29 protein-coding genes are annotated in these 25137 nt (G+C 66.0%); 9 read left to right on the top strand and 20 right to left on the bottom strand.

The window, feature by feature from the left end; translation table 11 throughout:
* Nucleotides 1-28: 28 nt before the first annotated feature.
* The 7 genes from NCT05_RS26610 to NCT05_RS26580 all read right to left on the bottom strand — a co-directional run bounded on the left by NCT05_RS26610 (nt 29) and on the right by NCT05_RS26580 (nt 6701).
* Nucleotides 29-982, bottom strand: a complete 954-nt coding sequence (locus NCT05_RS26610) for an ABC transporter substrate-binding protein (RefSeq protein WP_502801801.1) — start codon at nt 980-982, stop codon at nt 29-31.
* Entirely contained in the window at nt 979-1737 is a 759-nt protein-coding gene (fhuF, locus tag NCT05_RS26605; protein WP_250503567.1) for a siderophore-iron reductase FhuF, read from the bottom strand. The genes NCT05_RS26610 and fhuF overlap by 4 nt, the downstream gene beginning before the upstream one ends.
* The gene (gene fhuB / locus NCT05_RS26600) at nt 1734-3818 is read right to left on the bottom strand and encodes a Fe(3+)-hydroxamate ABC transporter permease FhuB (protein WP_250503566.1); all 2085 of its coding nucleotides are present in this window, start codon (nt 3816-3818) and stop codon (nt 1734-1736) included. Before fhuB ends, fhuF begins: the two co-directional genes overlap by 4 nt.
* A gap of 94 nt (nt 3819-3912) precedes the next feature.
* Nucleotides 3913-4728, bottom strand: a complete 816-nt coding sequence (locus NCT05_RS26595) for an ABC transporter ATP-binding protein (protein WP_250437156.1) — start codon at nt 4726-4728, stop codon at nt 3913-3915.
* The gene (locus NCT05_RS26590) at nt 4725-5723 is read right to left on the bottom strand and encodes a TauD/TfdA family dioxygenase (protein WP_008347633.1); all 999 of its coding nucleotides are present in this window, start codon (nt 5721-5723) and stop codon (nt 4725-4727) included. Before NCT05_RS26590 ends, NCT05_RS26595 begins: the two co-directional genes overlap by 4 nt.
* The gene (locus NCT05_RS26585) at nt 5723-5968 is read right to left on the bottom strand and encodes an MbtH family protein (RefSeq protein WP_008347630.1); all 246 of its coding nucleotides are present in this window, start codon (nt 5966-5968) and stop codon (nt 5723-5725) included. Before NCT05_RS26585 ends, NCT05_RS26590 begins: the two co-directional genes overlap by 1 nt.
* Nucleotides 5969-6005: 37 nt before the next feature.
* Complete coding sequence (locus NCT05_RS26580; RefSeq protein ID WP_008347629.1) at nt 6006-6701, bottom strand: RNA polymerase factor sigma-70; 696 nt, start codon at nt 6699-6701, stop codon at nt 6006-6008.
* Nucleotides 6702-6998: 297 nt separating this feature from the next.
* Here NCT05_RS26580 and NCT05_RS26575 point away from each other — a divergent pair, with 297 nt between their 5' ends.
* Entirely contained in the window at nt 6999-8144 is a 1146-nt protein-coding gene (locus NCT05_RS26575; RefSeq protein WP_250441322.1) for a GGDEF domain-containing protein, read from the top strand.
* 3 nt (nt 8145-8147) lie between these two features.
* Here the strand turns inward: NCT05_RS26575 and NCT05_RS26570 are convergent, their stop codons facing one another.
* From NCT05_RS26570 to NCT05_RS26545, 6 genes are all read right to left on the bottom strand, one after another.
* Entirely contained in the window at nt 8148-9125 is a 978-nt protein-coding gene (locus tag NCT05_RS26570) for a M23 family metallopeptidase (RefSeq protein ID WP_250503565.1), read from the bottom strand.
* A gap of 287 nt (nt 9126-9412) precedes the next feature.
* Nucleotides 9413-10498, bottom strand: a complete 1086-nt coding sequence (locus NCT05_RS26565; RefSeq protein ID WP_250503564.1) for a lipocalin-like domain-containing protein — start codon at nt 10496-10498, stop codon at nt 9413-9415.
* Nucleotides 10498-13041 (bottom strand): FtsX-like permease family protein, encoded by a 2544-nt coding sequence (locus tag NCT05_RS26560; protein WP_250503563.1) that lies wholly within the window; start codon nt 13039-13041, stop codon nt 10498-10500. The genes NCT05_RS26565 and NCT05_RS26560 overlap by 1 nt, the downstream gene beginning before the upstream one ends.
* On the bottom strand, nt 13038-13727 hold the full coding sequence (locus NCT05_RS26555; RefSeq protein ID WP_008347621.1) for an ABC transporter ATP-binding protein: 690 nt from the start codon (nt 13725-13727) through the stop codon (nt 13038-13040). Before NCT05_RS26555 ends, NCT05_RS26560 begins: the two co-directional genes overlap by 4 nt.
* A 54-nt stretch (nt 13728-13781) precedes the next feature.
* Nucleotides 13782-14357, bottom strand: a complete 576-nt coding sequence (locus NCT05_RS26550; RefSeq protein ID WP_008347619.1) for a DUF1993 domain-containing protein — start codon at nt 14355-14357, stop codon at nt 13782-13784.
* 61 nt (nt 14358-14418) lie between these two features.
* Nucleotides 14419-15939: an outer membrane protein assembly factor BamB family protein gene (locus tag NCT05_RS26545; protein WP_250503562.1), complete on the bottom strand. Its 1521-nt coding sequence runs from the start codon at nt 15937-15939 to the stop codon at nt 14419-14421.
* Here NCT05_RS26545 and NCT05_RS26540 point away from each other — a divergent pair.
* Complete coding sequence (locus tag NCT05_RS26540; protein ID WP_250503561.1) at nt 15926-16273, top strand: hypothetical protein; 348 nt, start codon at nt 15926-15928, stop codon at nt 16271-16273. The genes NCT05_RS26545 and NCT05_RS26540 overlap by 14 nt on opposite strands.
* Before the next feature lie 246 nt (nt 16274-16519).
* On the opposite strand, the gene NCT05_RS26535 is transcribed toward NCT05_RS26540, so the two are convergent.
* Nucleotides 16520-16702 (bottom strand): hypothetical protein, encoded by a 183-nt coding sequence (locus NCT05_RS26535; RefSeq protein ID WP_144403708.1) that lies wholly within the window; start codon nt 16700-16702, stop codon nt 16520-16522.
* Nucleotides 16703-16833: 131 nt separating this feature from the next.
* Between NCT05_RS26535 and NCT05_RS26530 the strand changes: the two genes are divergently transcribed.
* The 6 genes from NCT05_RS26530 (at nt 16834) to fnr (ending at nt 20597) form a co-directional block, all read left to right on the top strand.
* A complete protein-coding gene (locus tag NCT05_RS26530) occupies nt 16834-17061 on the top strand; it encodes a hypothetical protein (RefSeq protein ID WP_008347615.1) in 228 nt (75 codons plus the stop codon).
* Nucleotides 17062-17145: 84 nt separating this feature from the next.
* On the top strand, nt 17146-17376 hold the full coding sequence (locus NCT05_RS26525; protein ID WP_008347614.1) for a hypothetical protein: 231 nt from the start codon (nt 17146-17148) through the stop codon (nt 17374-17376).
* An 18-nt stretch (nt 17377-17394) separates the two neighbouring features.
* Entirely contained in the window at nt 17395-18504 is a 1110-nt protein-coding gene (locus NCT05_RS26520) for a PAS domain-containing sensor histidine kinase (protein WP_250482003.1), read from the top strand.
* Between the two features lie 84 nt (nt 18505-18588).
* Entirely contained in the window at nt 18589-19056 is a 468-nt protein-coding gene (locus NCT05_RS26515; RefSeq protein WP_008347612.1) for a universal stress protein, read from the top strand.
* On the top strand, nt 19053-19700 hold the full coding sequence (locus tag NCT05_RS26510; protein ID WP_008347611.1) for a response regulator: 648 nt from the start codon (nt 19053-19055) through the stop codon (nt 19698-19700). Before NCT05_RS26515 ends, NCT05_RS26510 begins: the two co-directional genes overlap by 4 nt.
* Before the next feature lie 162 nt (nt 19701-19862).
* Entirely contained in the window at nt 19863-20597 is a 735-nt protein-coding gene (gene fnr / locus NCT05_RS26505) for a fumarate/nitrate reduction transcriptional regulator Fnr (RefSeq protein WP_051078981.1), read from the top strand.
* On the opposite strand, the gene NCT05_RS26500 is transcribed toward fnr, so the two are convergent.
* The 4 genes from NCT05_RS26500 to NCT05_RS26485 all read right to left on the bottom strand — a co-directional run bounded on the left by NCT05_RS26500 (nt 20573) and on the right by NCT05_RS26485 (nt 22863).
* Nucleotides 20573-20878, bottom strand: coding sequence for a DUF1488 family protein (locus tag NCT05_RS26500; protein WP_008347608.1), 306 nt, complete (start codon nt 20876-20878; stop codon nt 20573-20575). The genes fnr and NCT05_RS26500 overlap by 25 nt on opposite strands.
* 94 nt (nt 20879-20972) lie before the next feature.
* The gene (locus NCT05_RS26495) at nt 20973-21284 is read right to left on the bottom strand and encodes a hypothetical protein (RefSeq protein ID WP_250503560.1); all 312 of its coding nucleotides are present in this window, start codon (nt 21282-21284) and stop codon (nt 20973-20975) included.
* Nucleotides 21285-21336: 52 nt separating this feature from the next.
* Nucleotides 21337-21783, bottom strand: a complete 447-nt coding sequence (locus NCT05_RS26490) for a universal stress protein (RefSeq protein ID WP_008347606.1) — start codon at nt 21781-21783, stop codon at nt 21337-21339.
* 42 nt (nt 21784-21825) lie between these two features.
* Entirely contained in the window at nt 21826-22863 is a 1038-nt protein-coding gene (locus NCT05_RS26485) for a zinc-dependent alcohol dehydrogenase family protein (protein ID WP_250503559.1), read from the bottom strand.
* A 153-nt stretch (nt 22864-23016) separates the two neighbouring features.
* On the opposite strand from NCT05_RS26485, the gene NCT05_RS26480 reads away from it, so the two are divergent.
* Nucleotides 23017-23211, top strand: coding sequence for a hypothetical protein (locus tag NCT05_RS26480; protein ID WP_008347602.1), 195 nt, complete (start codon nt 23017-23019; stop codon nt 23209-23211).
* Nucleotides 23212-23230: 19 nt separating this feature from the next.
* Here NCT05_RS26480 and NCT05_RS26475 read toward each other — a convergent pair whose 3' ends face one another.
* Together NCT05_RS26475 and NCT05_RS26470 are read right to left on the bottom strand one after the other, a co-directional pair.
* Nucleotides 23231-24571, bottom strand: coding sequence for an MFS transporter (locus tag NCT05_RS26475; RefSeq protein WP_250503558.1), 1341 nt, complete (start codon nt 24569-24571; stop codon nt 23231-23233).
* Between the two features lie 145 nt (nt 24572-24716).
* A complete protein-coding gene (locus NCT05_RS26470; RefSeq protein ID WP_033536407.1) occupies nt 24717-25124 on the bottom strand; it encodes a RidA family protein in 408 nt (135 codons plus the stop codon).
* Nucleotides 25125-25137 lie beyond the last annotated feature (13 nt).

Genomic DNA, 25137 nt, shown 5'->3' with positions numbered 1-25137 from the left:
GATGAACGGGGCGCAAGGCCCCGTTTTTTCAATGCTTCGGCAACGCAAGCAGCTTTTCGGTAATCATGTCGCCGAGCTTCAACGCCGACATCGGCCCGCCGAATCCCCAGATATTCGGTTCGACGAGCGTCACGCGCTGTGCCTTCTTCGCGGGCACGAAGCGCCATATCGGCGAATCGAGTGTGGCATCGACGGACGTCGCCGCATTCGATGTCGTCACGAACAGCACGGCCACATCCGGCCGCTTCAGGAAGTCCGCCGACGTCACATACACCGTGCCTTCGCGCGTGGGCTTTTCAGGCCACAGATGAACGCCGAGCGCACGCGCGACGCCCGCCGCCGTGCTGTTACCCGTATAAGCCCAGTATCGGTCGGGCAGGCCGAGGTCTTGCAACAGCGCGAAGCGCGTGCCCGTCAAACCCGCTTCCTTCAGACGCGCGGCATCGCGAGCCAGTCCCGCATCGAGCTTGGCATCGGCGATGCGCGCCTGCTCTTCGCGTCCTGTCATGCACGCGATCGTGTGAAAGATGCTGCGCGTCCATTCGAGCTGCGTGCGCGCGCCATCGGCTTTGCCGTTCTGCACATCCGGGCTGAATTGAAACAGCACCGTCGGCGCGATGCGATCCAGCGCCGCGAAAATCGGCGCATGTCGATAACCCACGCCGATGATCAGATCCGGCCGCGTCGATGCGATCGCTTCCAGACTCGGTTCCTGACGCGTGCCGACCGTCGGCACGCCTTCGAAGCGCGCGCTGTCGTAGCCGATCCAGCCGTCGTAATACTCGGGATCGACGACACCGACGGGCGTCATTTCGATCGCGGCCACGTCTTCGGCGAACATGAATTCGAGCACGACGATGCGCAACGGGCGCGCAGGCATCGTCTTGCTGAATTGCGACACGGTCGGATTGCCGGCGAGCGGCGCGCAGGCGAGCGCGCGCTGACCGGAGAACGCGATGCACAGACACGCTCCAAGCGCTATCGAGAGATGGCGTCTTGCAAAGCGAGTTCTTCGTCGCGCATCGTCAAAAGCAGCGGGCAGCTTGCGCACAGTTGCGTCTCTCCGGGAATCTCATAGCGCACGCAGCATACGCGGCGCGCGCGAAACGGGTTGGGCAGAACCGTCGATCGCGGCGTCGCATCGCGGATCGGCGTGCGCAGCGGATTCGCATCGCCGGCGCGAAAGAGCCAGGCCGCGTCGATATCGGCATCGCTGAAAATCGACCGGCAATTCGCGAGCAAATAGTCCAGCACGTTGCCCGCGTTGCTCCACAGCACGCGCGGTGCGATCTTCGTCATGCCCGCGATCATGCCGATCACGCTGTCCAGATGCGCGACGAGACTCGCATAGCGGCGCGCGGGATCGGCATCGGGTGCGCGCAATGCATCGGCATCGAAATGAAGCGCGGCGGGCATGCCCTCTTTCAGCACGAGATGCGTGCGTTCGGGCGACATATCGAGCGGACGCCCGAGCAGCCTCGCCGCCGCCACGCCCGCGGGCGCCGCGAGGCCGAAGTAGTACTTGCTCCATTGCGACAGCAGCGCGCGCGCATGAAGCGCGGCATCGCCGCCATAGAGCGCGATCATCGCGGCGAGCAATGCATCGCGATGATCGGCGAGCGATGTCAGCGCGATGCGTTGTGCATCGTCGTCCGGCTTGCCGAGCCACACGTTCTGCAGATACGGCGCAAGCTCGGGCGGCGCGAATTCAGCGAAGGAACGCGCTTGCTCTGTCATCGCGCGCGGCCCTTCTCGCGACGCGTTTCGATGACGAGCAGCGCCAGCATGTAAGGCGCGCCGATCAGCGCGGTCAGAACGCCCGCCGGAATCTCACGCGGCGCGAGCAGGGTGCGCGCGGCGAGATCGGCGGCGGCGAGCACGAGCGCGCCCAGCAATGCCGCGAGCCAGAGCCGCGTGCCGTGCGTGCGCGCGCCGAGCATCGTCGCGAGATGCGGCGCCATCAGGCCGATGAAGCCGACCGGCCCGACCGCCGCCACCGCCGCGCACGCGGCGAGCGTCGCGACCGTGAGCACGAGCGGACGCAAGAGCGCGATCGGCAGGCCGAGCGCCAGCGCCTGTTCGTCGCCGAGCGCGAGCAGATCGAGCGGACGCGCGAGCAACGCCAGCACCGGCAGCGCGAGCGCGCACCACGGCAGAATCGTCGCGACTTCGCCCCAGCTCCGCCCATACGTGCCGCCGACGAGCCACACGACAAAACGCGCCGGCTGCACGCTCTGCTGCGTGATGAGCCATTGCGCGAGCGTCGTGCATAACGTGCCGATGACGATGCCCGTCAGCGCCACCGCGAGCGGCGCGTATCGATGCCGCCGATTGAAAAGCAGCGTGATGCCGAGCGTCGCGCCGCCGCCGGTCAACGCGGCCGCCGCGAGAAAGAGATGCCCGGCGAGCGGCCAGATCATCAGCGCGGCGAGCGTCGCGAGACCCGCGCCTTGCGTCACGCCGAGCACTTCCGGTCCGGCGAGCGGATTGCGCACGATGCTCTGCATCAGCACGCCGCTCGATGCGAGCAGCGCGCCCGCGAGCAACGCGCACAAAAGACGCGGCACGCGCAGTTCGAGCAGCATGCGGGCGATGTCGTCGCGGTGCGCGAGCGCATCGATCCAGCGTGCGGGGCCGAGCATCGTCGGACCGATGGATGCGCCGATCGCGAGCACCGCGCATCCGATGGCGAGGAGCAAAGCGGCGAGCGCAGGCGACGGCCACGCGGACAACGCCCGCACCGCGCCCATGCCGCGCCGCGCCGATTCGCGCGCCTGGCCCGCGTGCAGCGCGCCGGACCACGCCGCGCCGCTCCTGATCATCGCGAGCATCAGCGGCGTGCCGACGAATGCGATCGCGACGCCCGTCGACAAGGTCGAATCGAGATCGAGCGCGAGCACGGCGCTGTCGGTCGCGAGTACGAGCGCGCCGCCCGCGAGCGCGGAGAGCGGCACGAGCGCCGCGAGCTTCGACGCTTTCGCGCCGCGCAGATGACGCAGCAGATTCGGCGCGATCAGCCCGACGTACGACAGCGGGCCCGCGATCGCCACCGCGACGCTCGCGAAGCCGACCGCGACCGTCATCGCGAAGAGACGCGTCGCATCGACGTTCACGCCGGCGGCGACAGCGGCATCGTCGCCGAGCGCGAACGGATCGAGCGGGCGCATCACGAACGGCAGCGCGAGAAGCGGCAACACGAGCCAGCGCAGCGCCGACATCAATCCCGTCGCGCCGGGCTGATACAGACTGCCGCTCGCCCACAGCGACGCGCCGACGACCGTCTGCTCGAAGAACGCGAGCAAGAGCGTCGAGACCGCGGAAAAAAGCAGCATGCACACGCTGCCCGCGAGCACGAGGCGCAAGGGCGTCGCGCGCCAGCCGCCCGCCGCGGCCGCGACGCAACCCGCCGCCGCGAGCCCGCAGACGAACAGCAACGGCACCGACGCCGCGCCGACGACCTCCGGCGCGATCATCGCCGCGAGCAGCCCGAGCTGCGCGCCGCCGGTGATGCCGAGCAGATCGGGCGCGGCGAGCGGGTTGCGCGTCAGCGCCTGAAAGAGCGTGCCCGCGACCGCGAGACAGCCGCCCGCGACGAGCGCGGCGGCCACGCGCGGCGCGCCCAGATCGAAGAGAAAGACATGCGCGAGACGCGCGGCATCCGTGCCCGATGGCGCATCGAGCCACGCGCGCAGTTCGGGATAGAGACGCAGCGCGGCCAGCGCGAGAATCAGCGCGATCAACGCACACGCGATCGCGCCCGCGCGATTCGGCGCGGCCACGCGATCCCGCGATGCGTTTGCCGTGGCGAGCGTCGTCATGTCGTTCGGCGTCCGGCGATCAGATCGATGACGAGCGACACGCGCGCCCAGAACGAATGCGCGCGATGCAGGCGGCGGCGAGTCGCGAGCGTCGTCATGCGGCGATGCTCCGTTCTTCGACGCCATCGTAAGCGGGCACGCACATCGGCGCGCCCGTCTGCGGATGCGTGACGCGCAGCATGCGAACGCCGAAAGTCTCCAGCAAATGACGCGGATCGATCATCGCTTCGGGCGAGCCTTGCGCGACGATACGCCCCGCGCGCATCAGCACGATTTCGTCGGAGAACGCCGCCGCCTGATTCAGGTCGTGCAGCACCCAGACGATCGTGAGTCCGCGCTCGCGATTGAGCCGCCGCAATTCCCGCAGGATGTCGAGCTGATGATGGATGTCGAGGTACGTCGTCGGCTCGTCGAGCAGCACGATCGGCGCTTCCTGCGCGAGCGCCATCGCGATCCACGCACGCTGACGCTCGCCGCCGGAAAGCGCGGCGACATCGCGCGCGGCATCGTCGACGAGTCCGCTCGCGTCGAGCGCCGCATCGATCGCCGCGTGGTCCGCGCGCGTGAGACCGCGCATCCAGCCGCCGTGCGCGTAGCGTCCGTAGGCGACGAGTTCGCGCACCGTGAGTCCCGCCGGAATCTGATTGAACTGCGCGAGCATGGTGAGCGTGCGGGCGAGCGCGCGGCGGCGCATCGATGCGAGCGGCTTGCCGTTCACGTCGACCGATCCCGCGCGCGCCGCCTGCAAACCGGCGAGCGTGCGCAACAACGTGCTCTTGCCGCAGCCGTTCGGTCCGCATAACGCGGTGACGCGCCCTTCGGCGATATCGATGTCGAGGTTTTCCAGCACGACGTCGTCGCGATAGGCGACCGTCAACGAACGCGCGCGCAGCGCCACGGGCAATGTCATCGCGCCTCGCGGTAACTCTGCGCCATCGCCACGACGACGCGGCGCGGTCCTTCGAACGGATCGCGCGCGTGCGCGGTCAGCATGTTGTCGAGCATCAGCACGTCGCCGGTGAGCCACGGAAATGCGATGCGCTTTTCGTCGAGCACCGCGCGGATCTCGGCGAGCGCATCGGCTTCGAGCGGCGCGCCGTCGCCGTAAAAGACGTTGCGCGGCACGTTTTCCAATCCGACGGCATCGACGAGCGCTTCCTGCATGTCGTCGTCGAGCGCGGAAAGATGAAAGAGATTCGCCTGATTGAACCAGACCATGTCGCCCGTGCGCGGATGCCGCGCGACCGCCTGACAACGCTCTTCCGTGCGCAGCAGCAGTTCGCCGTCGTCGCTGTCGCGCCACGCGCAGGCAATCCCGCGCGCCGCGCAGATGCGCTCGACCTCGCGCGGATCGTCCGTGCCGAACGCGTTCTGCCACGGCAGATCGAGTCCTTGCCCGAAGTTGCGCACGTACAGCAGCTCGCGCTTCGCGAAGCGTTCGACGAGCGCCGGACCGAGCGCGCGATACACCGCGCGGCTGTCGGCGATCGGCGTCGCGCCGCCCGCACGCGCCGCGAGCGCGCAGTGGAACCAGATGCGCATCGGCCATTCGCGCGTGTACGACTGCTCGTTGTGCAGCGGAATCGAGCGATGCGGCGGATATTCCGTCGACGTGTACACCGCGCCCTCGACCTGGCTGCGCGGCGTCGAGGCGAATTCGTAGCCGATCAGCGGATCGCCGAACGACGCGGCGAATTGCTGGAACGCCTCGATCGACTCGACGCGAAAGCCGGTGAAGCGCACGCCGCCCGCGCGTTCGAGCGATTCCGCGACGATCGAATGCAGCAGCGGCGCGGCATCGGCGAGCGACAGATCGACGCCCGCGCGCGGCGATACGACGACCGGCAAGCCCGGCTCGATCCGCAGATCGGCGAGCGCGGGCGCGGTCACGGAGAGCGCGCTCATCAGTTCAGGCTCGCGCGGGCTTGTGTGGCGATGGCGTCCATGTGACGGCGCAGGCTCGCGGGGCGCATGTCGGTCCAGACCTGTTCGATGTACGCGAGGCAATCGGCCTTCGCGCCGCGCTTGCCGGCTTCGCGCCATCCCGCGGGCACGTCGCGGAACGTCGGCCAGATCGAATACTGCTCTTCGTCGTTGATGACGACCGTGTAGACGAGATCGTCGGCTGCGTGGTTCTGCTGTTGCGACATGGTGATGTCTCTCTCTCTGCGAGTTGGCCTATATCGACTAGACGGATGAGCGGCGCGCTTTTTTACCGCCGACGAACGCCGGACACGCGACATTGCGTTCGCGCGCGTCGAGGCAAGCGGCGCAATGCTGCTGGGCGTCGCGCACCATGAAGTGCACGAGCGTCTGCGAGACGTTCAGCGCGCGCGCCGCGCTTTGCAGCGTCTCGTCGCGCAGCCGCACCATTTCGAAGGCGGCGCGATTGCGCTCGGGCAACTGCGCGAGCGCATCGCAGACGCGGTGCAGCGTGTCGCGGGCCTGCGCGCGCGCTTCGGGCGAGAGTTCGTGCGAGGGCACGTCGAGGCCGTCCTCCTCGTCCGCGCGATAGATGTTTTCGAGGCTTTGCCGCCTGCACGCGTCGATCGACGCATTGCGCACCATGCGCGCGATGTAGCCCATCGGCTGACGCACGGCGTCCTGCTGCGGCAAGTCGATGAGACTGACGAAGACGTCATGCACCACGTCCTCGGCACGGCTCGCGCAACCGACGACGCCGCGCGCCATGTTCACGAGCATCTGCCGGTTGGCGATGGCGAGATCGAGCAGGCTGCGCCCGGTGGCTTCGCGCTCGGGCGGCGCCGGACGCGCGACGGCGGGTTCGCGCCGATGCCAGTAAGCATCGAGAGGCAGATTCGAAGGCGGCGGCGAGGTCGAAGAACGCTTCGACGATGCCGGCTGTATGTGCATGTAAGCCATAAAGCGTGCTCCACTTCCGTAGGAGTCGCGAAGCTAACGTAAACGCGAATCGTTCTCAATAAAGCCCTACATGACAGCAGGTCGTAAGGTTTCGCGCGATTCGGACGGATTCCCCGAGCGGATATGGGCGCGCGCGAAGCGGACAAAAAGTCAAGAACACGCCGCGAATAACTATTTTTTATCGCCTGTTCCCAACCGATTGCACGCCGTTGTTAAGCGGCGGCCTACTAAAGTTTCGATGCGAACGACCGTTATCCGCAGTGTGGTCCGGCCCGACCGTGACGCGAAAAGCCCGATATGGAACAACAAACTGAGGTGTTCACCCTGCCGCGCGGACGTGCGGCGACGTGGTTGCTGCACGCGGGAGCCGACATTCCCCGCGCGATCCGCGTCGCCCTCGTCGGAAGCCTGTTCGGCACGCTGCCGATATTCGCGGGCGGCGTGCTGAACACGGTCGCCGTCGCGTGGGTGCTGGACGGCCGCCATCCGACGCCCGCTTTCCACATCTGGCTCGCGCTCGAAATCGCCGTGTGTCTCGTGCGGCTCGTCGTGCTCGTCGTCGCGCGACGCCGCGCGCGCGAGCGCAAATCGACGCTGACGGATACCTACGTGCTTCTCGCGCCGCTTTGGGGCGCAACCGTCGGCTACGGCGCGCTGGTCTCCGTGCTGTCGGGCGACTGGGTCGCCGCGACGCTGTCGTTTCTGTCCGCCGCCGCGATGGTCGGCGGCATCTGCTTCCGCAATTTCGGCGCGCCGCGTCTCGTCGCGGTGATGATCTTTTTGTCGCTCGGGCCGTGCTGCATCGGCGCGGTGCTCTCGGGCGAGCCGACGCTCTGGCTCACGCTTTTGCAAATCCCGTTTTATCTTTTTGCGATGAGCGCCGCCGCGTGGCGTCTGAACGGCATGCTCGTCTCCACGATGAAAGCCGAACAGGAAAACGATCGCCGCGCGCGCCACGACGAACTGACCGGGCTCCTCAACCGCGCGGGTCTTTTCCGGGCGGTCCGGTCGAGCGCGCCAGAGCACACCGCCCTGCTCTATCTCGATCTCGACGGCTTCAAGGCCATCAACGACGCCCACGGCCACGAAATCGGCGATACGCTGCTCGCGCTGGTCGCGCGCCGTTTGCGGCATCTGTCGGGCGAAGGATCGCTGGTCGCGCGGCTCGGCGGCGACGAGTTCGTGATCGTCACGCCGCCGCAGGCCGATCCGCTCGCGCTCGCGGATGTCATCGTGCGCGAGTTGTCGAAGCCCTTCGTCACCGATGCCGGCGCGATGCTGGAGATCGGCGTGAGCATCGGCGTCGCGATGTTCGATCATCATCACGACGAACTCGACGGCGTGCTGCGCGACGCCGACAACGCGCTCTACGAAGCCAAGCGCGCAGGCAAGAGCCGCCGCGTTCTGGCGGCCGTGCGGGAATCGGCCGGTCTCGCCGTCTGAACGTCAGCCGTTGAGCTCGGCGCTCAGCGCTTCCGCTTCCCTCGCGAATCGCTGGCGTTCTTCGCCGTGCAGACGATCGTCGCCGGGAAGATCGACGGTGAGCGGGTCCATCGCGACGTCATCCACGTGCACTTCGTAGTGCAGATGCGGTCCGGTCGCCCAACCCGTTTCGCCGACATAGCCGATCACCTGCCCGCGCTGCACCGTTCCGCCAGTCCTGATGCCTTTCGCGAAACGCGAAAGATGCGCGTAGACGGTCGAATACGGCGGCGGATTTTCCAGCATGACGACCTTGCCGTAACCCGTCTGCCTGCCGACAAACGTCACCTTGCCCTGCGCCGTCGCGTGCACCGGCGTCCCGATGGGCGCGGCGAGATCGACGCCGTCGTGACTTTGCCAGCGATGCACGACCGGATCGAACCTTCGCAGCGAGAAGTCCGACGATACCCGCGTGAACGCAACCGGATAGCGCGATAACGCGGGTTTTGTGCTCTTGCCGTCCTTCGCGTAATAGCGCGTTTCGCCGTTCGGATCGCGATAAAGGAACACGTCGTGCGATGACGATCCGGTCGTCAGACGCACGGCGAGCGGCGGGTCATCGGCGGTTGCGCTGCCTTGCGGACGGTCATAGACCACGCTGAGCGTGTCGCCCTTTCTGAGATCGCGCCGCATGTCGACGTTGCTCGCGAACGCTTCGGTGAGCGTCGCGATCGTCCCTTGGTCGATGCCGAGGCTTTGCGCGGCATCGGAGAACGTCTCGTCGACGGTCGCGCTTTCAGTGGTGCGTGTCGGCGCGGGCGGCGTTTTCGGCGCGGCGCGCTGGGGCAGCGATACGGCGGGCGTGTAGTCCTCATCGGCCGAAGGCGCGGTCGGACGATGCAGCGCGTTGCAGACCACGACCGTACAGATGGAACCGATCGCGCAAGTGAAAAGCAGTCGGCCTGCCTTGCCGGGCAAGGCGTTGGAAGAAGATAAAGGCATCGGCGGGAGGCGGATCGAGCGACGCGCGCTTAGGGCGCATCGGTCGAAGGATCAGAAGGCGCGGCGCGGGCCGCGAGTGTCGGGAAAACGCGCGTGTCATTCGATCTGCCGCGAAAGCGGGCAAATCGTCGGGGAACTTCGGACAAAAAGGCGCGCTGACATGGAAAGGCGAGACGGCGGAGGCGTGTCGAGCGAGACTATGAGACTTTTCTTAAACGAAGCTTAAGCTGCCCCTTTTTACGCTTTTGTACGAAGTTTCGCTGCAGTTGCACGAGGATGCCGCCACTTCACCGCTTTTCGATCTCGATCGTCTTTGCGTATCCCGTCAGTTCGAGATATCCGCGTCCTTTTCCGCCGTCGCCGTCGAGCGTGACCGCGCCTTCCCAGTACAGCGCGCCGGTCGAATCGCGCGAGTCGAGTTCCTGATCGTCCATGAGCGGAGTCAGCCGCCAGCGCATTCCGCCGACGCGCAGGTTCATCGCCACCGGATACGTCGTGTTCGTGCGTGGCGAGCGCCACTCGCGCTCGGGCGTGAATTCCACATCGCCGGGGCCGAATTGTCGGGTGCGGCCGTCGCGATCGCGCAAAGCGGCGTGCGCCCAGACCGAATGGCCGTCGCGGGCGCGGACCTTGAAGGCCATCAGCGCGGAGCCGTCGTCGAGATTCGCGCCGAGCCAGTCCCAGCCGGCCGCATCGGATGGCAGCAACGTGCTCGACCATTCGTGGTCGAGCCAGGCACGGCCCGTCACGGCGACGCCCGCGCTCTCCTTCCCCGATGCCGATGGCCGCACGACGCTGCCCGTCACCTTGAGCTGCGGCTCGCTGTAGTAATAGCTCGCCTGCTCCGGCGACGGCCCTTTGCGCGAGTAGCCGCCTTCGCCCTGGAACATCGGCGGCTGCGTCGGCGTGAAGGTGAGATGGAGCGCGAATCCGGCGGCATCGGCGATGACCGTGTAGCTGCCGTGCGCCGCGCGCGACATGCGCCATGCGTCGAGCTTGACGTCGGTGTTGCCTTCCTTCGCGTACGCCAGACCGAAGCCCTGCCGCGCGATGTTCTGATCGTGCGCGAGCCGCCCGTACGCGGGATCGGACAACGCCGCATGCGCGATGACGAGTTGCGACGGATCGAACGCGCTCTTGCCGTGCTTCTTGCCGGTGTTCGAGCGAAAGAACGTGATCTGAAACCCGAGCGGCTGGTGCTCCGCCGTCTCGAGCCAGCCGGTCGCGTACCACCATTCCGTGCGATACGGCGGATGCGCGCCGCTGTCCTTCGGCCAGTCGATGACGTGGCCGGGCGCGACGGGCGCGAACTTCGGCTCGCCGGCGAATGCGGTCATCGACATGAGCATCAACGCGAAAAGCAGCGCGCGCATCACCAGTCCTCCCGCACGGCGCGCACCGCATCGACCGACACGGCGCGCCGGCCCGACAGCACCGCCGTCGCGCACGACGACACCATCATCACGCACGCGATCGCCGCGATCATCGTCGACGGAATGTGCAGCGACATGCTCCAGTGAAACGACTGCGGATTCACGACGAACACGAGAATCAGGCTGATCGCGAAGCCGAGCACGCAGCCCATCGCGATGCCGAGCAGCGTGAGCCAGCCCGCCTCCGAAGCGAGCAGCCCGAGAATCTGCGCGCGCGTCACGCCGACGTGCCGCAGCATGCCGAATTCGCGCGAGCGCGCGAGCGTCTGCATCGAAAACGTCGCGCCGACGCCGAACAGCCCGATGACGATCGCGACCGCTTCGAGCAGATACGTCACGGCGAAACTGCGGTCGAAAATGGTCAGCGTGCGCGCGCGGATCTCGCCCGGTTGCGAGAATTCGAGCGCGCCGCCGAAGGGCAGCTTTTTGATCGCGTCGATGACCTGCGCCGCGCCCGAACCCGCGCGCAAGGTAATGGCGATGTCGGTGGCGGCCGTGTCGCCGGTCAGCCGCCGATAGTCCGCGATACGCATTTGCAGCGCGCCCGTCTGCCGCACGTAGTCGCGCCATATGCCCGCGACGACGAAACGCTCGCCCGCGCCGCCGACGGGCAAGCTCACGCGCTCGCCCACGCGATAGCCATACAGATCGGCCATCGCTTCCGAGGCCCAGACCGGCGTTTCGCCCGCGCGCCACGCGGATGGCGGCAACGCATCGCCGGTCATCTGCAACGTCGCGCCGGGATCGGCGGCGTCGAGCTCGCGCGCGATCAGCGCGACCGGCGGCTTCGCGGGATCGAGCGTCAGCTTCGTCGCGCGCGTGAACGCCGCGTGCGCGACGCCATCGACTGCTGCGATCTGCGTTTGCTGATCGGGCTGCAAGCCGCCCGTGTCGCCGCTCGATGCGATCCGCACATAAAGATCCGCCGACAGCAGATGCGCGAGCCAGTCTTCGACGGACACGCGAAAGCTCGTCACCATGATCGCCATCGCGACGATCAGCGTGAAGCTCGACAGCACGCCGCCCATCGCGATCGATGCCTGCCCGGGCGCATTCGCGAGACGCGCGAGCGCGAGCGTCGCGACGGCGTTGCGCGGTTTCATCGCGCGGCGGAACACGAATGCGGTGACACGCGGCATCAGCGCGATGCCGCCGACGAGCAGCAGCGCGACGGCGAGATAACCGCCGATGGGCGCATCGAAAACGGGCGGCGCCTGCGTCAGCGCCGCGCCTGCCGCGAGGCACGCGAGCGCGGGCCACGGCGTGCCGAGCGGTGCGAGCGCGGCTTCTTCGCTGCCCGCCTTCAACGCGGGCGCGGGCCGGGCGCGCGCCGCTTCGAGCGCGGGAACGAGCGTGCCCGCGAGCGCGACGCCGATGCCCAGCGCGAGAAAGATCGCGCTCGCTAGCGGATCGAAGACGACGCGCGGCTCGACGCCCGGAAAATATCCGCCGCCGAGATCGCTGCCGAAAAAGCGCAACGCGAGCGCCGCGACCGTGAAGCCGAGCGCGATGCCGAGCACGCCGCCCACCACGCCGAGCAGCGCGCCTTCGAGCATGATCTGCCGCACGAGCGATGCGCGCGTCATGCCGAGCACGCGCAGCATCGCGAATTGCGCGCGACGGCGCACGACGCCCGCGGCTTGCGTCGAGAACACGAGAAACGCGCCGGTAAACAGCGCGACGAGCGCGAGCACGTTCATATTGATGCGATACGCGCGCGACAGCCGGTCCGTCCGGCTCTCGATATCCTGCGTGCCGGTCACGACGAGCCGCGCGCCGAGTTCGCGTTGCAGCGTCTCGCGGAACGCATCGCGATCGACGCCGCGCGCGAGTTGCACATCCACGCGCGATAGCTTGCCCGCCATGGCGAAGCGGTTCTGCACGGCGGCGATATCCATCACCGCGATGCGCTGGCCGGGACGCGTTCGCGCGATGCCGCCCGCGACGCGCAACGTCACCGGCGACGTGCCGCTTTGCAATTCGATGCGTCCGCCATCGCGCGCGCCGAGCCAGGCGAGCGCGGCGGGCGAAAGAAAGATCGCGTCATCGGCGAGAACATCGAACGATGCTTCCGGCGAGGGCACGCCGGTCAGGTCCGGCGCGATGCGCTTCGCGCGGAACACGTCGATGCCGAGCACCTTGAGCGGCGCGTTCTTGCCGGGCACGGCGACATCGAGTTCGAGCACCGGACTCGCGGCGGACACGCCCGCGCGCGTCGCGAGCCGCGGATAAACGCTCTCGTCGATGAAAGGCTGCGCGCCGCGCACTTGCAAGTCGGCTTGACCGGAAAGGCTGCGCGCGGCGGCGGAAAACTCGTTGAACGCCGCGCCGTTGATGAGTTGCACCGCATAACCGAGCCCGACGCCGAGCGCGATCGTCAGCATGGCGACGAGCGCGCGTCCGCGATGGCTGCGCCATTGCGCGCCGAGCAGCCAGCGCGTGAGCGTGTCGACGAATCCGCTTCCGGCGGCGATATCGCTCATCGGGCGAGCGTCGCGGCGTGCAAGGCGCCGTCGCGCAGAATCACGACGCGATCCGCGAACGCGGCCGCCGCTTCGGAATGCGTGACCATCACCGTCGCGGCGCGCGTCGCCTTGGTTTCGGCGCGCAGCAATTCGAGCACTTCGTGCGCGGTCTGCGGATCGAGATTGCCGGTGGGTTCATCGGCGAGAATGAGGCGCGGCCGATGCACCAGCGCGCGCGCAATCGCCACGCGCTGCAACTCGCCGCCGGAAAGCTGGCGCGGCATGTCGTCGCCGCGTCCGTCGAGGCCGACCGCCGCGAGCATGGCGCGCGCGGGCGCGGGCGGCATGCCGTTCAGCAGCAGCGGCACCGCGACGTTCTGATACAGCGTCAGATGCGGCAGGACGTGAAACGCCTGGAACACGAAGCCGAGCTTTTGCCGGCGTAGGCGCGTGGCGGCGTCGTCGGGAAGCGTCGAGATCGATGCGCCGTCGATCAGCACGTCGCCGCTATCGGCGGTGTCGAGGCCCGCGATCAGATTGAGCAGCGTCGATTTGCCGACGCCCGAGTCGCCCATGATCGCGACGAACTCGCCCGCGCCGAGCGCGAAGTCGAGCGCGTCGAGCACGATGCGGCCGCTGCCGTAGGTTTTCGTCAGGCGGCGGCATTCGAGGGCGGGAGAAACGTTCGGGTCGGCGGGTCGCATGGCGCAAGGTCGTAGTTCGTGTCTGCGCAAGCATTGTGCCGAAGTCGCGCGGATTCAGCCCGATTGGGGCAGCGTGCCGGGCCGGATATACGAGAACATGTGCGCCACGTAATCCGGCTTGCCGAGCGGCACGCCGTGGTTGCGCAGGATCGCGTAAGCGGTCATCGCGTGGAAATAGAACTGCGGCAGCGACCAGTCGCGCGCGTATTGCTCGCCGGTCATGTCGAAGACGATGCCGTTTGGCAAATCGAGCGCGATCGGCTCGCCGGTTCCGGCGTCGAGCGCATCGGAAGTGAGGTTCGAGAGCAATGCGATCGCATCGGCGATGCAGGCTTGCGCATCGGCGAACGTGCCCGGCGCTTCGTTCGAATGCGCGCCTTCTTTCCGCACGCGCAGCACTGTCTGCGGCAGGTCTTCGCCGCGCAGCCGGTACACCGGTTCCTGTGCCTGAAAGCACACGAAGCGCACTTGCGCGGCGAGCGGAAACATGTCGGGCGCGAGACGCAAGGTCATCAGCGCGTCGGGATTCGCGCCTTTCTCGTGCTGAAATGCAGCGGCTTTATCGAGCCACGCCGACAGGTTCTTCAACGTCTGCACGAACGTCGGAACAAGAAGACGGGTCAGTTGCATCGGAAGCTCCATGGGTCGAGGTAACGCGATCTTATATCGATGCGGCCCCGACCCGCGCGAGTCATCCGCCGAGCAGACCGAACACCATCACGCCTGTCTTCGTGCCGACGTAGACCTTGCCGTTCGCGACCGTCGGCGAGATGAACTTGTTGTTGCCGAACTGATCGCGCGTGCCCGCCTGATTGCTGTTGTAAAGCTCGATCGCGAGATTGCTCGCGTCGTAGGCATGCAGCACGGCGGTCGGCGTGGTGTTCTCGACGCCCCATACGATGCCGTCGGTATTGCCATTCGCGGAAATGACCGGCGCGAGGCCCGGAAAATTCCAGTTGCCCGCGGGACTCGTCGTCTGGCTCGATGCGCTCGTCGCGACCATCGCGTTGACGACGGGCAGCGCCTTCAGATGATCGCCCGCCGGGCCGACGTAGATCGTGTTGTTGTAGAACGCCGGCGCGGTGAACATCGGACCGGTGATCGTCGAGTAAAGCGGCTGATAGATGTGATCCGCGTTCGAATCGAACTTGCCCATCGAATCGCGGTTCACGACGTAGAGGACGCGCGTCTTGCCGCCGCCTATCGCGAGATGCTGCACGTTGCCGTTGATGTCGGTGACATCGGGCAGCACGAGCACGCCGCCCGAGCCGAGATCCAGATCCTGGTTCGATTCCACCACGGTGTTCGACGGCTCGAAGTAATCGTTGACCTGAAGCGCGAACGTCGCGCTCGGCGTGACCTTGAGGAAGCCGTTGCCGAAGTTGTTCCTGATCGGCATGTCCTGCGCGTTGATGGTCGCGTCGAACGTGCCGTTGCCGTCGAGGAAATAGATCGACGTGCCGTCCGATGCCAGGCCCGCGCCGCCCATCCAGATGCCGCCCATCTCGCCGTTCGGCGTGACGTTGAGGATGCCCGTCTGCTTGAGCGTGTCCGCGCTGTAGCCGATGAGCCAGCCGGTATACGGCAGCGTGTCGCAATGCGAGCTCCACGCCGTATAGACGACGCCGTTCAGCAGCAGCAGCGACGCGCGCTCGATGTACTGGCCCGGCGTGAACGGCACGACGCCGTTCACGCTGCCCGATCCGGTGCCGGGATACGAGCCGGTGATTTCGGTCGGGCCGCCGAACAGTTCGCCGCCCGTTGCGATGTCGATGGCGTGGATGCGCTGGTGATACGCGCCGCCGCTGTCCTTCGACATGCCGACGACATAGATCACGCCGTTGGGCCCGCGCGAGCGGTCGATGACCGGCGTCGCCGTGATGCCGATTTTCGGCGTGGTCTGGTCGCAGCCGTGATCGTCGCTCGGCACTTCGCCCGCGCCGAGCGTCGAGACTTGCCAGAGCACGGCGCCGGTGTCGGCATCGAACGCGTAGAGGGTCGCGTTCTCGGTCGCGACGTACAGCACGTTATGCGTGCCGCCCGCGATCGGCACGTTGGCGAGAAAGAGCGGTTGCGCATCGACGGCGCCATCGACGGCATAGAAGCCGAGCTTGCCGAACGTGGACGACTTCACGCTGGCGAGCGTGAGCCGGGTCTCGGCGAGCTGCCGCGCGGTGCGGCGGATGTCGTTGTGATACGTGGTGACATCCATCGGAGTCGATGCGGACGGCGAGTTCGTCGCGGGAGCGCTTGCGCTCGCGGGCGCGCTCGCGCCGTTTGCCGACGATGCGGCCGAAGGACTGGATGCCGACGCTGGGCTCGACGCCGACGCGGGACCGGATGCCGACGCGGAGCCGTCGGATGTCGAGGACGGATCGGAGGAGCTTCCTCCGCTGCATCCACCGATGATTGCTGCGATAGCGACTGCGATCACGCCAACCGATAAATGCCCTTTCATCTGCGATCTCCGTTCAGGAGGGGCCGGCCCCGGTGCAGTCGCGATTATTGTCTGCAACGGCTTAAAAAAGTGGACGACGGTCGGCTGAACGCTAGGCTTTGGCGGAACGGTCGGCGGGCTGTATGTATGCGTCTCACGAATTCGCAGACAGCGGAAAAAAACCCGGACGATCGGGCAGCCAGCGCGGACGTGCGGGCAGGACTGCAAGCGGACGTTAAAGGCACAGTAAGGCTCAGGACGGGACCCGATTCGTATCGCTATCGCAGCACTGTGCGGTCTTGCCCGATTTCGACAGATGTTTTCGAGGTGAGACGCAGATGAAACGCTTGACCGCTCAGGTGATGTGCCACCCGCTCGTCGCGATCGCGGCGCTTTTCGCAGCCGATCTGCTGATGCGCTCCGATTCGGGGCTCTCCGGCGCGATGTACGTCGTCGCGGCGAAGTCGGTATCGAGACTGTTCAACGCGATGCGCAGAGGCGCGACCCGATGCCCGCCCGATTGGTCGGACTTAAGCATTTGCATGGGAAAAGTAAAAAAGCTTAAATCGGATTAAGCGACAAAAATTGAACGGTTAGGCTTACTGCTTACGGAATGTAGGCAAACGTCAGAATTGCCACGCCGGCAAAACATTAGAACCTGAGAGAGCAATGAATCGACCCGACGACGTGATCTACAAAGGGCACGTACTGAGCGCGACCGCCGTCCCGGAGCAGGACAGATACGCGGCGATGCTCATCGTGCGAGAACCGGACGGCACGCGCCGTTCGAGCGGAATGCTCGGCGAATTCGCCAGCGAAACGGGCGCGGTGCGCTACGCGTTCGCTTACGGCATGGCCGAGATCGACTATCGACAGTCAGTGCAGAACCCGCGCTGATCCGCGCTGATCCGCGCGCATTCGCTCTCACGCCGCGGCATGCCTGCCGCATAAGCCTTTCGATCATCTCCACCGGTCAAATCTATGATCATCTATCATCGGGGAGCGGCTTTTAAGCCCTCCGCCACTCGTGTAGGCAACGCGTTCGTCGCGACCGCGTCGATTCTCGAAGAGGACGGCCATGCCACCTCGCTCGGCAATCTCGGCGCATTCGCAAGCAAGGACGGCGCGCTCGGCTTCGCGGTGCGCTGCGCGACCGCGTTTCTCGACGGCGACGAGCTGCCCTTGCCGCCCTTTCAGATGATGAAGCAATAGCGCCGCAACGCGTCGACGTTGCAAGCGCATCCGCCCATTGCAACGATGATCGACTGCTCCGCGACCGAACCCGGCAACACGCCTTCGCTGCTGACGGACGCACCTTTCCGTCTGCTGGTCGAAGCGGTCGAGGACTACGCGATCTTCCTGCTCGACGCGCACGGCCACGTCGCGACCTGGAACAACGGCGCGCGGCGGATCAAGGGCTATGACGCGAGCGATATCGTCGGCCGTCATTTTTCCGTCTTCTATCCGGGCGACGATATCGCCGCGCGCAAGCCGCACAACGCCCTCTCGACGGCGGCGCGCGTGGGCCGCGTCGAGGACGAAGGCTGGCGCATCCGCAAAGACGGCAGCCGCTTCTGGGCGAACGTCGTCATCACCGCGTTGCACGATCCGTCGGGTAGTCTGATCGGCTTCGCCAAAGTCACGCGCGACATGACCGACCGCTTGCGGCTCACGGAACTGCAGCATGCGCGCGAGCTCTCCGCGCACGTACAGACGGCGCTGGAAAACGAGCGCGCGTCGATTGCCCGCGAGTTGCACGACGATCTCGGCCAGCAGCTTGCCGCGCTCAAAATGCAGTTGTCGATTCTCGACAGCACCGCGCCGAACGCGCGCTTCAAACAGCAAGCGCTCACGCAAATCGACACGATCATCGGTTCGCTGCGACGCATCGCGGCGGGCCTGCGTCCGCCCGTGCTCGACGATCTCGGCCTTTTCGCCGCAATCGACTGGCTCGTTTGCGATTACCGCCGCCGCTACGATCTGACGATCCATCTGGATATCGAAGGCGACGAGGACGGCTTCGAGGCGACTGCGTCCACGTCGCTCTTCCGGCTCGTGCAGGAAGCGCTGACGAACGTCGTGCGCCACGCGCGGGCATCGGAAGTTCGCATCGCGATCGGCTGCGCGTATGCGCGCTGCACGCTGACGATCGAGGATGACGGCCGCGGCGCGGAGATCGAACGGCCGCGCGCGGCGGGCACGTTCGGCCTGCTCGGCATGGGCGAGCGCGTGCGGCAACTGGGCGGCGTCATCGAGTTTCGCAGCGCGCCGGGCGAAGGCTTTCGCGTCGTCGTGGACATTCCGCTTCATCGCCCCGCCGATGACCGGTCCGTTCCTTGACTTGCGTCAACCGTTTTGCATACGCCGTCCGTAGACTCGATCGCACACCCGCGACGCGCCAACACACCGGATCAGGAGATCGTCATGTACAACCGCATTCTCGTGCCCATCGACGGCAGCCCGACTTCCCTCCACGCCCTCGATGAGGCGATCAGGATCGCAAGCGCGAGCGCGGCGCAAATTCAGCCGCTCTTCGTCGTCGACATGCAGCCCGTTTCCTACGACGCCACGAGCGCGTTCTATCCTGGCCTGCGCGACGCATTGCTGGAGGAAGGCCGGCGGCTCGCTGCGACGGCCACGGAGCGCATGACGCAAGCGGGCGTGAAGGGCACACCGCGCGTGTGCGAAGTCGAGTATCTCGGCGATGACATCCCGCAGCGCATCCGTCATTGCGCCGACGATTTCCGCGCCGATCTCGTCGTCATGGGCACGCACGGGCGGCGCGGCTTGCGGCGGATCGTGCTCGGCAGCGTCGCGGAAGGTTTCGCGCGGCTGTCGCGGTGTCCCGTTCTGCTGGTGCCGGGCCGCGAAACGGAAGAACCGAATCCATGACGACGAAAGTCCTGATCGCCGATGACCACGCGCTCGTGCGCGACGGCCTGCGCCATATCCTCGCGAACGCGCACGGCTTCGAGGTCGCCGGCGAAGCGAGCGACGGGCCGGGCACGCTCGCGCTCGTGCGCGCAACGGAGGCAGACGTGCTCGTGCTCGATCTGTCGATGCCCGGCCGCAGCGGCCTCGACCTGCTCAAGCAGATCAAGGACGAAAAGCCCGCGCTGCGCATTCTCGTGCTCACGATGCACGCCGAGCAGCAATACGCCGCGCGCGCGTTCAAGGCCGGCGCGTCGGGCTATCTGACGAAGGAAAGCGCGAGCGCGGAGCTGGTCGCGGCGGTCGCCAAGGTCGCGTCGGGCGGCGCGTACGTGAGCCTCGCGATGGCCGAACGCTTCGCGCAAAGCCTCACCGAACCTGACGATGCGCTACCGCATCAGCGATTGTCGAACCGCGAGTTCGAAGTGTTCCGGCGGCTGTGCGCGGGCGAATCCATCAGCGATATCGGCGAGGCGTTGTGCGTGAGCGCGAAGACCATCAGCACCTACAAAGCGCGCATCCTCGAAAAAATGCAGATTCCCCACGAAGCCGCGCTCGTGCGCTACGCGGTGCGCCATCAGCTTTTCGACGACGACAGCGCCTGAATCGAAGCGGCGCGTGTCGGCATTTCCCTACACGTCTTCCCGAATGCCTACGGCACGATCAGCCAGCACCGACATTTTTTCGACACAGCGCACTCCATAATTGGACACGTGACATGCGGGATCGCGCGTCGATGCGCGATCCGGTTCGACAGGAGGCGCAGCATGATTTCCGCGAGCGCAGACAGTCCCGGCATGCACGTCGACGCGAAGCCGCCGAGCACGCGTTGCTCGACGTGTTCGATGAAGCGCATCTGCATGCCGTCCGGCTTGTCGCCGGTCGATTATCAGCGTCTCGACGCGATGATCAGCTCGACGCGCTTCGTGCGGCGCGGCGAAACGCTTTTCCGCAGCGGCGATCCCTTCCAGAGTCTCTATGCGCTGCGCAGCGGCTGCTTCAAGACCGTCGTCATGCATCGCGAAGGACACGAGCAGGTCACGGGCTTTCATCTGGCGGCCGAGCCCCTCGGGTTCGACGGCGTGAGCACCGACCGCCACGCGTGCGACGCCATCGCGCTGGAAGACAGCGTCGTCTGCATCGTTCCGTTCGATCTGCTCGAATTGCTGTGCCGCGAAGTGAAGGCGGTGCAGCATCACGTTCATCGCATGATGTGCGGCGAGATCGTGCGCGAATCCAATCTGATGATGCTGCTCGGCACGATGACGGCGGAGCAGCGCGTCGCGGCCTTCCTGCTCAATCTGTCGACGCGCATGAAGGCGCGCGGCTATTCGCCCGCGCAATTCGTGCTGCGCATGACGCGCGAGGAAATCGGCAGCTATCTCGGGCTGAAGATCGAAACGGTCAGCCGCATGTTCTCGCGGCTGCAAAAGGCCGGCGTGATCGACGCGCGCGGCAAGGACGTGCGGATCCTCGATCAGGCGCGGCTCGAAGCAGTCTGAGCGCGCGCTTCGCGAAAGCGGAAAAATCCGCTGCGCAGCATCACCGACGTGCCGCCGACGCGGCTCAGCACATGTTCGGCGGCGCCTTCTATCGACGAGCGATGGCTCTCGAACGCCTGCTGCAGATCTTCCTCACGCCACGACGCCGCGCCGAAGTGATCCTCCAGCGCTTCGGCCGAAATGGTGCACTCGATCGGCTCACCGTCCGCGAAGGCGGCGAAAGTGAGCGAAGGGACATCGCCCTGATAGACGGGCGGCTGACTCGGAAACGTAACGATCATGCCGATACCTCGTGGAACGTTGATGCGACGCGAGCCGGCGCAGCGCATATCCACTTAGTCTTGGCCACGGTTTCGGAGCGCGTATTGATCTGGATCAAATCGCATCCGGCGCGCTGCGCTGAAGCAGCAGCTGAACGGCGTCATCGAATGTATGACGCAGCGCCGCGTTCACGTCGGCGTGTGTGCTGCGTTGCACCGTGACCTGCTCGGAATCGCGCGTGAGCAGAACCAGTTGCGCGTCGAAGACGGTGCGTCCCGCGCGATCGAGCGACGCCTTGATCGTGAGCCTGCAATCGACGACGTCTTTCGCGACGCCCGCAAGCCGCACGAGTTCGACGCCCGCTTCGCGTTCGATCGCGCTCGAGCCCGCGAAGCCGAGGCAGGCGATCTGCATTCCGAGGCCCATGTCATTGTTCTCCGGTCAGGCCATCGCGCGGGCGCGCCTCACTCGTCGTGGCTCACGCGTCTTTCGCGACATGCTTCGGTGCGCGCGTGAGCAGCACCGGACACGTCGAGCGTCTGACGAACGCTTCCGCGACGCTGCCGAGCGCGAGCCTGCGCAACCCGGTCCGGCCATGCGTGCCCATCACGACGAGATCCGCGGGCATGTGCACCGCGCGGCGCTGCAGGCACTTCGCGATCGTATCGGTGACGTTGCGCGTCTCCGCGAGTTCCGTTTCGCATTCGATGCCCGCATCGATCACGCGCGCATACGCGATATCGAGCGCGTGCCCGCCTTCCTCGCGCACGTTCACGCGATACTGCGCCGGATACGACGAAAGCGCGGCCACGTCGATCACGTACACGACATTCACTCGCGCACGCGCGCCGATGCGGATCGCTTCGTCGAGCGCGCGTTGCGAGCACTCGCTGCCATCGAGCGCAACCAGGATTTTGCGGTACATCGTTTTCCGGCCCGCACGGCTTCCCGCTGAAGGCCGCCCACTTCAAATTTCGATGATGACCTTCAGCGCGTTCGTCTCCGCCGCGCGGCCAAAGGTGTCGTAAGCGTCGAGCGCGCGCGCGAGCGTGAAGCGGTGCGTGATGAGCTGCTTCGGCTGCAGCCGCCCCGCGCGCACGGTCTTGAGCAGCATCGGCGTGCTGACCGTATCGACGAGACGCGTCGTGATGCTGATGTTGCGATCCCAGAGCGATTCGAGATGCAGATCGGCCTTCACGCCATGCACGCCGACATTCGCGATGGTGCCGCCCGCCGCGACGATCTGCTGGCACAGCTCGAAGGTCGCCGGCACGCCGACCGCTTCGACGGCGCAATCGACGCCCGCGCCATCGGTCAGACGCATGATCTCGGCGACGGCCTCTGTGCGCGCGATGTCGATGCACGCGCTCGCGCCGAACGTACGCGCGATTTCGAGCCGATGCGCGTCGCGATCGATCATGACGATCTGCGCCGGCGCGTAGAACTGCGCGGTGAGCAAGGCGGCGAGACCGACCGGCCCCGCGCCGACTATCGCGACCGTGCTGCCCGGCTGCACGCGCCCGTTGAGCACGCCGCATTCTAAGCCCGTCGGAAGAATGTCGGAGAGCATGACGAGCGCCTCTTCCTCGACATCTGCCGGAATCGGATAGAGGCTCGTATCCGCGTGCGGGATGCGCACGTATTCGGCCTGCGTGCCGTCGATCTTGTGGCCGAGAATCCAGCCGCCCGTCGCGCAGTGCGAATACATGCCGCGTCGGCACGCCTCGCACTTTCCGCACGACGAAATGCACGAGATCAGCACGCGATCGCCCGGCTTGAACGTCGACACCGCCGCGCCGACGTCCTCGACGACGCCCACGCCTTCGTGACCCAACACGCGGCCGGGCTCGCAGGTGGGAACATCGCCCTTGAGAATGTGCAGATCGGTTCCGCAGATGGTCGTGCGCGTCACGCGAACGATCGCATCGGTGGCGGCGGCGAGCGCGGGTTTCGGCCGCTCGTCGAGCGACTTGATGCCGGGGCCGTGATAGACGAGTGCTTTCATCTGCGAACTCCGTTGCGTGGCGCGTGACGTGAATCGACGCTCTCACTCTATCGGGACGCCCGCGGCTCCGATTGACTTGAATCAAGCGCACGCGCATATCGCGAGTAACATGAAACCACCTGATTGACTGCGTTTTCATTTTCAGGAGGCTGCATGAAAGCGGTGTGTCCGTTGCATGGACCGACGACCATCGTCCGCACGAACGCGTACGGCTTTCCGGTCTATGCGTGCTGCTGCCACGACGTGCCTTATGTCACGCCGCCCGATGCCTGCACGCGCGCGCCGACGCAGCGCGGCGCTCCATCCGAGCCGCAGAAGGCCCGGCAACCGAAGCCCGCGAAGGAGTGATTGCCGGGCGCACGCGTCGTTACGCCGGATCGGCGGCGGCCACGGCGATGGCGTCATTGCGCGAACGACGCGCATCGATCAGACAAACGGCAAGCATCGCGATGACGCCGGGCACCGCGATGGCGACGAAGTTCTGCTGCAGCGGCAACGCCTTGCTCACGAGAAAGCCGATCACGATAGGCGCGAGAATCGCCCCGCTGCGCCCGATGCCAGACGCCCAGCCGATGCCCGTCGAGCGGATCGCTGTCGGATAGAACTGACCGGCGAACGCATACGTGACGATCTGCGTGCCGATCGTCGATGCGCCCGCGAGACCCACCAGGAAAAACAGCACGCCGACCGGCACCTTCACGCCCAACAGGCTGATGGAAATCGCGGCGAGCGCGTACATGGCGATCAGCACGTACTTGATGTTGAAGCGGTCCGCGAGCCATCCGCCGCCGACCGCGCCGATCATCGCGCCGAAGTTCAGAACGAGCACGAACGTGAGCGCCGAGCCGAGGCTGTGCCCCGCGCCAGCCATCAGTTTCGTCAGCCACGAACTCAGCGCGTAGACCATGAAGAGGCACATGAAGAACGCGATCCACAACATGACGGTGCTCATGCCGCGTCCTTCGGCGAAGAGTCGCGCGATCGGCGAACCGGGCGCGGCTTCGCGATCGGAAAGCGCGAAGCGGTCGGCCTCTTGCGGCACATAGCGCGGATCGACGCGCGAAAGAATGTCCTTCAGGCGCGCCGCGCGTTCGTTTCGCACGAGGAATGCGAGCGACTCGGGCATGTACTTGAGGATCACAGGCGCGAGCAGCGCCGGAAGGCCCGCCGCGATGAAGACGGATTGCCAGCCGTAGCGCTCGATCATCCCCTTGCCGACGAGCGCCGCGAGCATGCCGCCGACGGAATATCCGCTGAACATCAGCGTCACCATCGTGCTGCGGATCTTGCGCGGCGAATACTCGGTCATTTGCGCGACGACATTCGGCATGACGCCGCCGATGCCCAGTCCCGCGAGAAAGCGCGCGATGCCGAACGTCACGGGATCGCGCGTCAATCCGGCCGCGGCCGTGAATACGCTGAACAGCAGCAGACAAATGACGATGGCGGGCACGCGGCCGATCCTGTCGGCAATCGTGCCGAGAAACACCGCGCCGATCATCATGCCGAGCAGCGCGGAACTCACCATGAATCCGGCGCTCGTCGGCTGAATGCCCATGTCGCTCATGATCGACGGAAGCGCGATCCCGACGACCGCGAGATCGTATCCGTCGAAGATGATGATGAGCGCGCACCAGAACAGAAGCAGCAAATGAAACTTGCTGAACCGGGCATCGTCGCATAGCTTTTGCACGTCTATTTGCCGCATGGGTGTCTCCAAGGATGTAGGACTTGCTTTGATTCCGCGATTTTTAATGTATTGATCAGGCGGAACGATGAACGCGCGCGCGTTCTCCTTGCTGCGTGCATGGCGCAGCAAGGTCGGTTCTTTTTACGTTGACGTTTCTTGCGTGTTACGACGCGCTCGCCGTCACTACGGCGACCGCCTTGATTTCGACGATATAACCCGCGGAACCACCGAGCATATGCGCGCCGATCGCGGTCCACGCCGGCAGCGGATGCGTGTTCAGATAACGCTCGCGCACCTGCATGAACAACGGCAGATCGCGCATGTCGGTATGAAAGCTCGTCACGTCGACGACATCGCTCAACGAAGCACCCGCCGCTTCGAGCACGAGCTCGAGATTGTCGAAAGCCTGCACGATCTGCGCTTCGCGGTCTTCGACCAGTTGCATGTTCGCATCGCGTCCGATCTGCCCGGACACGTAGATCGTATTGCCGGCCTTGATCGCGGGCGCATAGCGGATCTTTTCGTAGACCGCTTCCATTCCCGCGGGAACGATTGCCTTGCGTTCACTCATGATTGCGTCTCCC

The organism is Caballeronia sp. AZ7_KS35 (genome assembly GCF_023631045.1).
GTDB classification, from domain to species: domain Bacteria; phylum Pseudomonadota; class Gammaproteobacteria; order Burkholderiales; family Burkholderiaceae; genus Caballeronia; species Caballeronia zhejiangensis.
This window is presented reverse-complemented; position numbering and strand designations above follow the sequence as displayed.

What these genes read in the sequence shown, in the direction of transcription:
- fhuF (WP_250503567.1), bottom strand. Translation starts at nt 1,737, where the DNA reads ATGACAGAGCAAGCGCGTTCCTTCGCTGAATTCGCGCCGCCCGAGCTT.
- fhuB (WP_250503566.1), bottom strand. Translation starts at nt 3,818, where the DNA reads ATGACGACGCTCGCCACGGCAAACGCATCGCGGGATCGCGTGGCCGCG.
- NCT05_RS26595 (WP_250437156.1), bottom strand. Translation starts at nt 4,728, where the DNA reads ATGACATTGCCCGTGGCGCTGCGCGCGCGTTCGTTGACGGTCGCCTAT.
- NCT05_RS26590 (WP_008347633.1), bottom strand. Translation starts at nt 5,723, where the DNA reads ATGAGCGCGCTCTCCGTGACCGCGCCCGCGCTCGCCGATCTGCGGATC.
- NCT05_RS26585 (WP_008347630.1), bottom strand. Translation starts at nt 5,968, where the DNA reads ATGTCGCAACAGCAGAACCACGCAGCCGACGATCTCGTCTACACGGTC.
- NCT05_RS26580 (WP_008347629.1), bottom strand. Translation starts at nt 6,701, where the DNA reads ATGGCTTACATGCACATACAGCCGGCATCGTCGAAGCGTTCTTCGACC.
- NCT05_RS26575 (WP_250441322.1), top strand. Translation starts at nt 6,999, where the DNA reads ATGGAACAACAAACTGAGGTGTTCACCCTGCCGCGCGGACGTGCGGCG.
- NCT05_RS26570 (WP_250503565.1), bottom strand. Translation starts at nt 9,125, where the DNA reads ATGCCTTTATCTTCTTCCAACGCCTTGCCCGGCAAGGCAGGCCGACTG.
- NCT05_RS26565 (WP_250503564.1), bottom strand. Translation starts at nt 10,498, where the DNA reads ATGCGCGCGCTGCTTTTCGCGTTGATGCTCATGTCGATGACCGCATTC.
- NCT05_RS26560 (WP_250503563.1), bottom strand. Translation starts at nt 13,041, where the DNA reads ATGAGCGATATCGCCGCCGGAAGCGGATTCGTCGACACGCTCACGCGC.
- NCT05_RS26555 (WP_008347621.1), bottom strand. Translation starts at nt 13,727, where the DNA reads ATGCGACCCGCCGACCCGAACGTTTCTCCCGCCCTCGAATGCCGCCGC.
- NCT05_RS26550 (WP_008347619.1), bottom strand. Translation starts at nt 14,357, where the DNA reads ATGCAACTGACCCGTCTTCTTGTTCCGACGTTCGTGCAGACGTTGAAG.
- NCT05_RS26545 (WP_250503562.1), bottom strand. Translation starts at nt 15,939, where the DNA reads ATGGATGTCACCACGTATCACAACGACATCCGCCGCACCGCGCGGCAG.
- NCT05_RS26535 (WP_144403708.1), bottom strand. Translation starts at nt 16,702, where the DNA reads ATGCTTAAGTCCGACCAATCGGGCGGGCATCGGGTCGCGCCTCTGCGC.
- NCT05_RS26530 (WP_008347615.1), top strand. Translation starts at nt 16,834, where the DNA reads ATGAATCGACCCGACGACGTGATCTACAAAGGGCACGTACTGAGCGCG.
- NCT05_RS26525 (WP_008347614.1), top strand. Translation starts at nt 17,146, where the DNA reads ATGATCATCTATCATCGGGGAGCGGCTTTTAAGCCCTCCGCCACTCGT.
- NCT05_RS26515 (WP_008347612.1), top strand. Translation starts at nt 18,589, where the DNA reads ATGTACAACCGCATTCTCGTGCCCATCGACGGCAGCCCGACTTCCCTC.
- NCT05_RS26510 (WP_008347611.1), top strand. Translation starts at nt 19,053, where the DNA reads ATGACGACGAAAGTCCTGATCGCCGATGACCACGCGCTCGTGCGCGAC.
- fnr (WP_051078981.1), top strand. Translation starts at nt 19,863, where the DNA reads ATGATTTCCGCGAGCGCAGACAGTCCCGGCATGCACGTCGACGCGAAG.
- NCT05_RS26500 (WP_008347608.1), bottom strand. Translation starts at nt 20,878, where the DNA reads ATGATCGTTACGTTTCCGAGTCAGCCGCCCGTCTATCAGGGCGATGTC.
- NCT05_RS26495 (WP_250503560.1), bottom strand. Translation starts at nt 21,284, where the DNA reads ATGGGCCTCGGAATGCAGATCGCCTGCCTCGGCTTCGCGGGCTCGAGC.
- NCT05_RS26490 (WP_008347606.1), bottom strand. Translation starts at nt 21,783, where the DNA reads ATGTACCGCAAAATCCTGGTTGCGCTCGATGGCAGCGAGTGCTCGCAA.
- NCT05_RS26485 (WP_250503559.1), bottom strand. Translation starts at nt 22,863, where the DNA reads ATGAAAGCACTCGTCTATCACGGCCCCGGCATCAAGTCGCTCGACGAG.
- NCT05_RS26480 (WP_008347602.1), top strand. Translation starts at nt 23,017, where the DNA reads ATGAAAGCGGTGTGTCCGTTGCATGGACCGACGACCATCGTCCGCACG.
- NCT05_RS26475 (WP_250503558.1), bottom strand. Translation starts at nt 24,571, where the DNA reads ATGCGGCAAATAGACGTGCAAAAGCTATGCGACGATGCCCGGTTCAGC.
- NCT05_RS26470 (WP_033536407.1), bottom strand. Translation starts at nt 25,124, where the DNA reads ATGAGTGAACGCAAGGCAATCGTTCCCGCGGGAATGGAAGCGGTCTAC.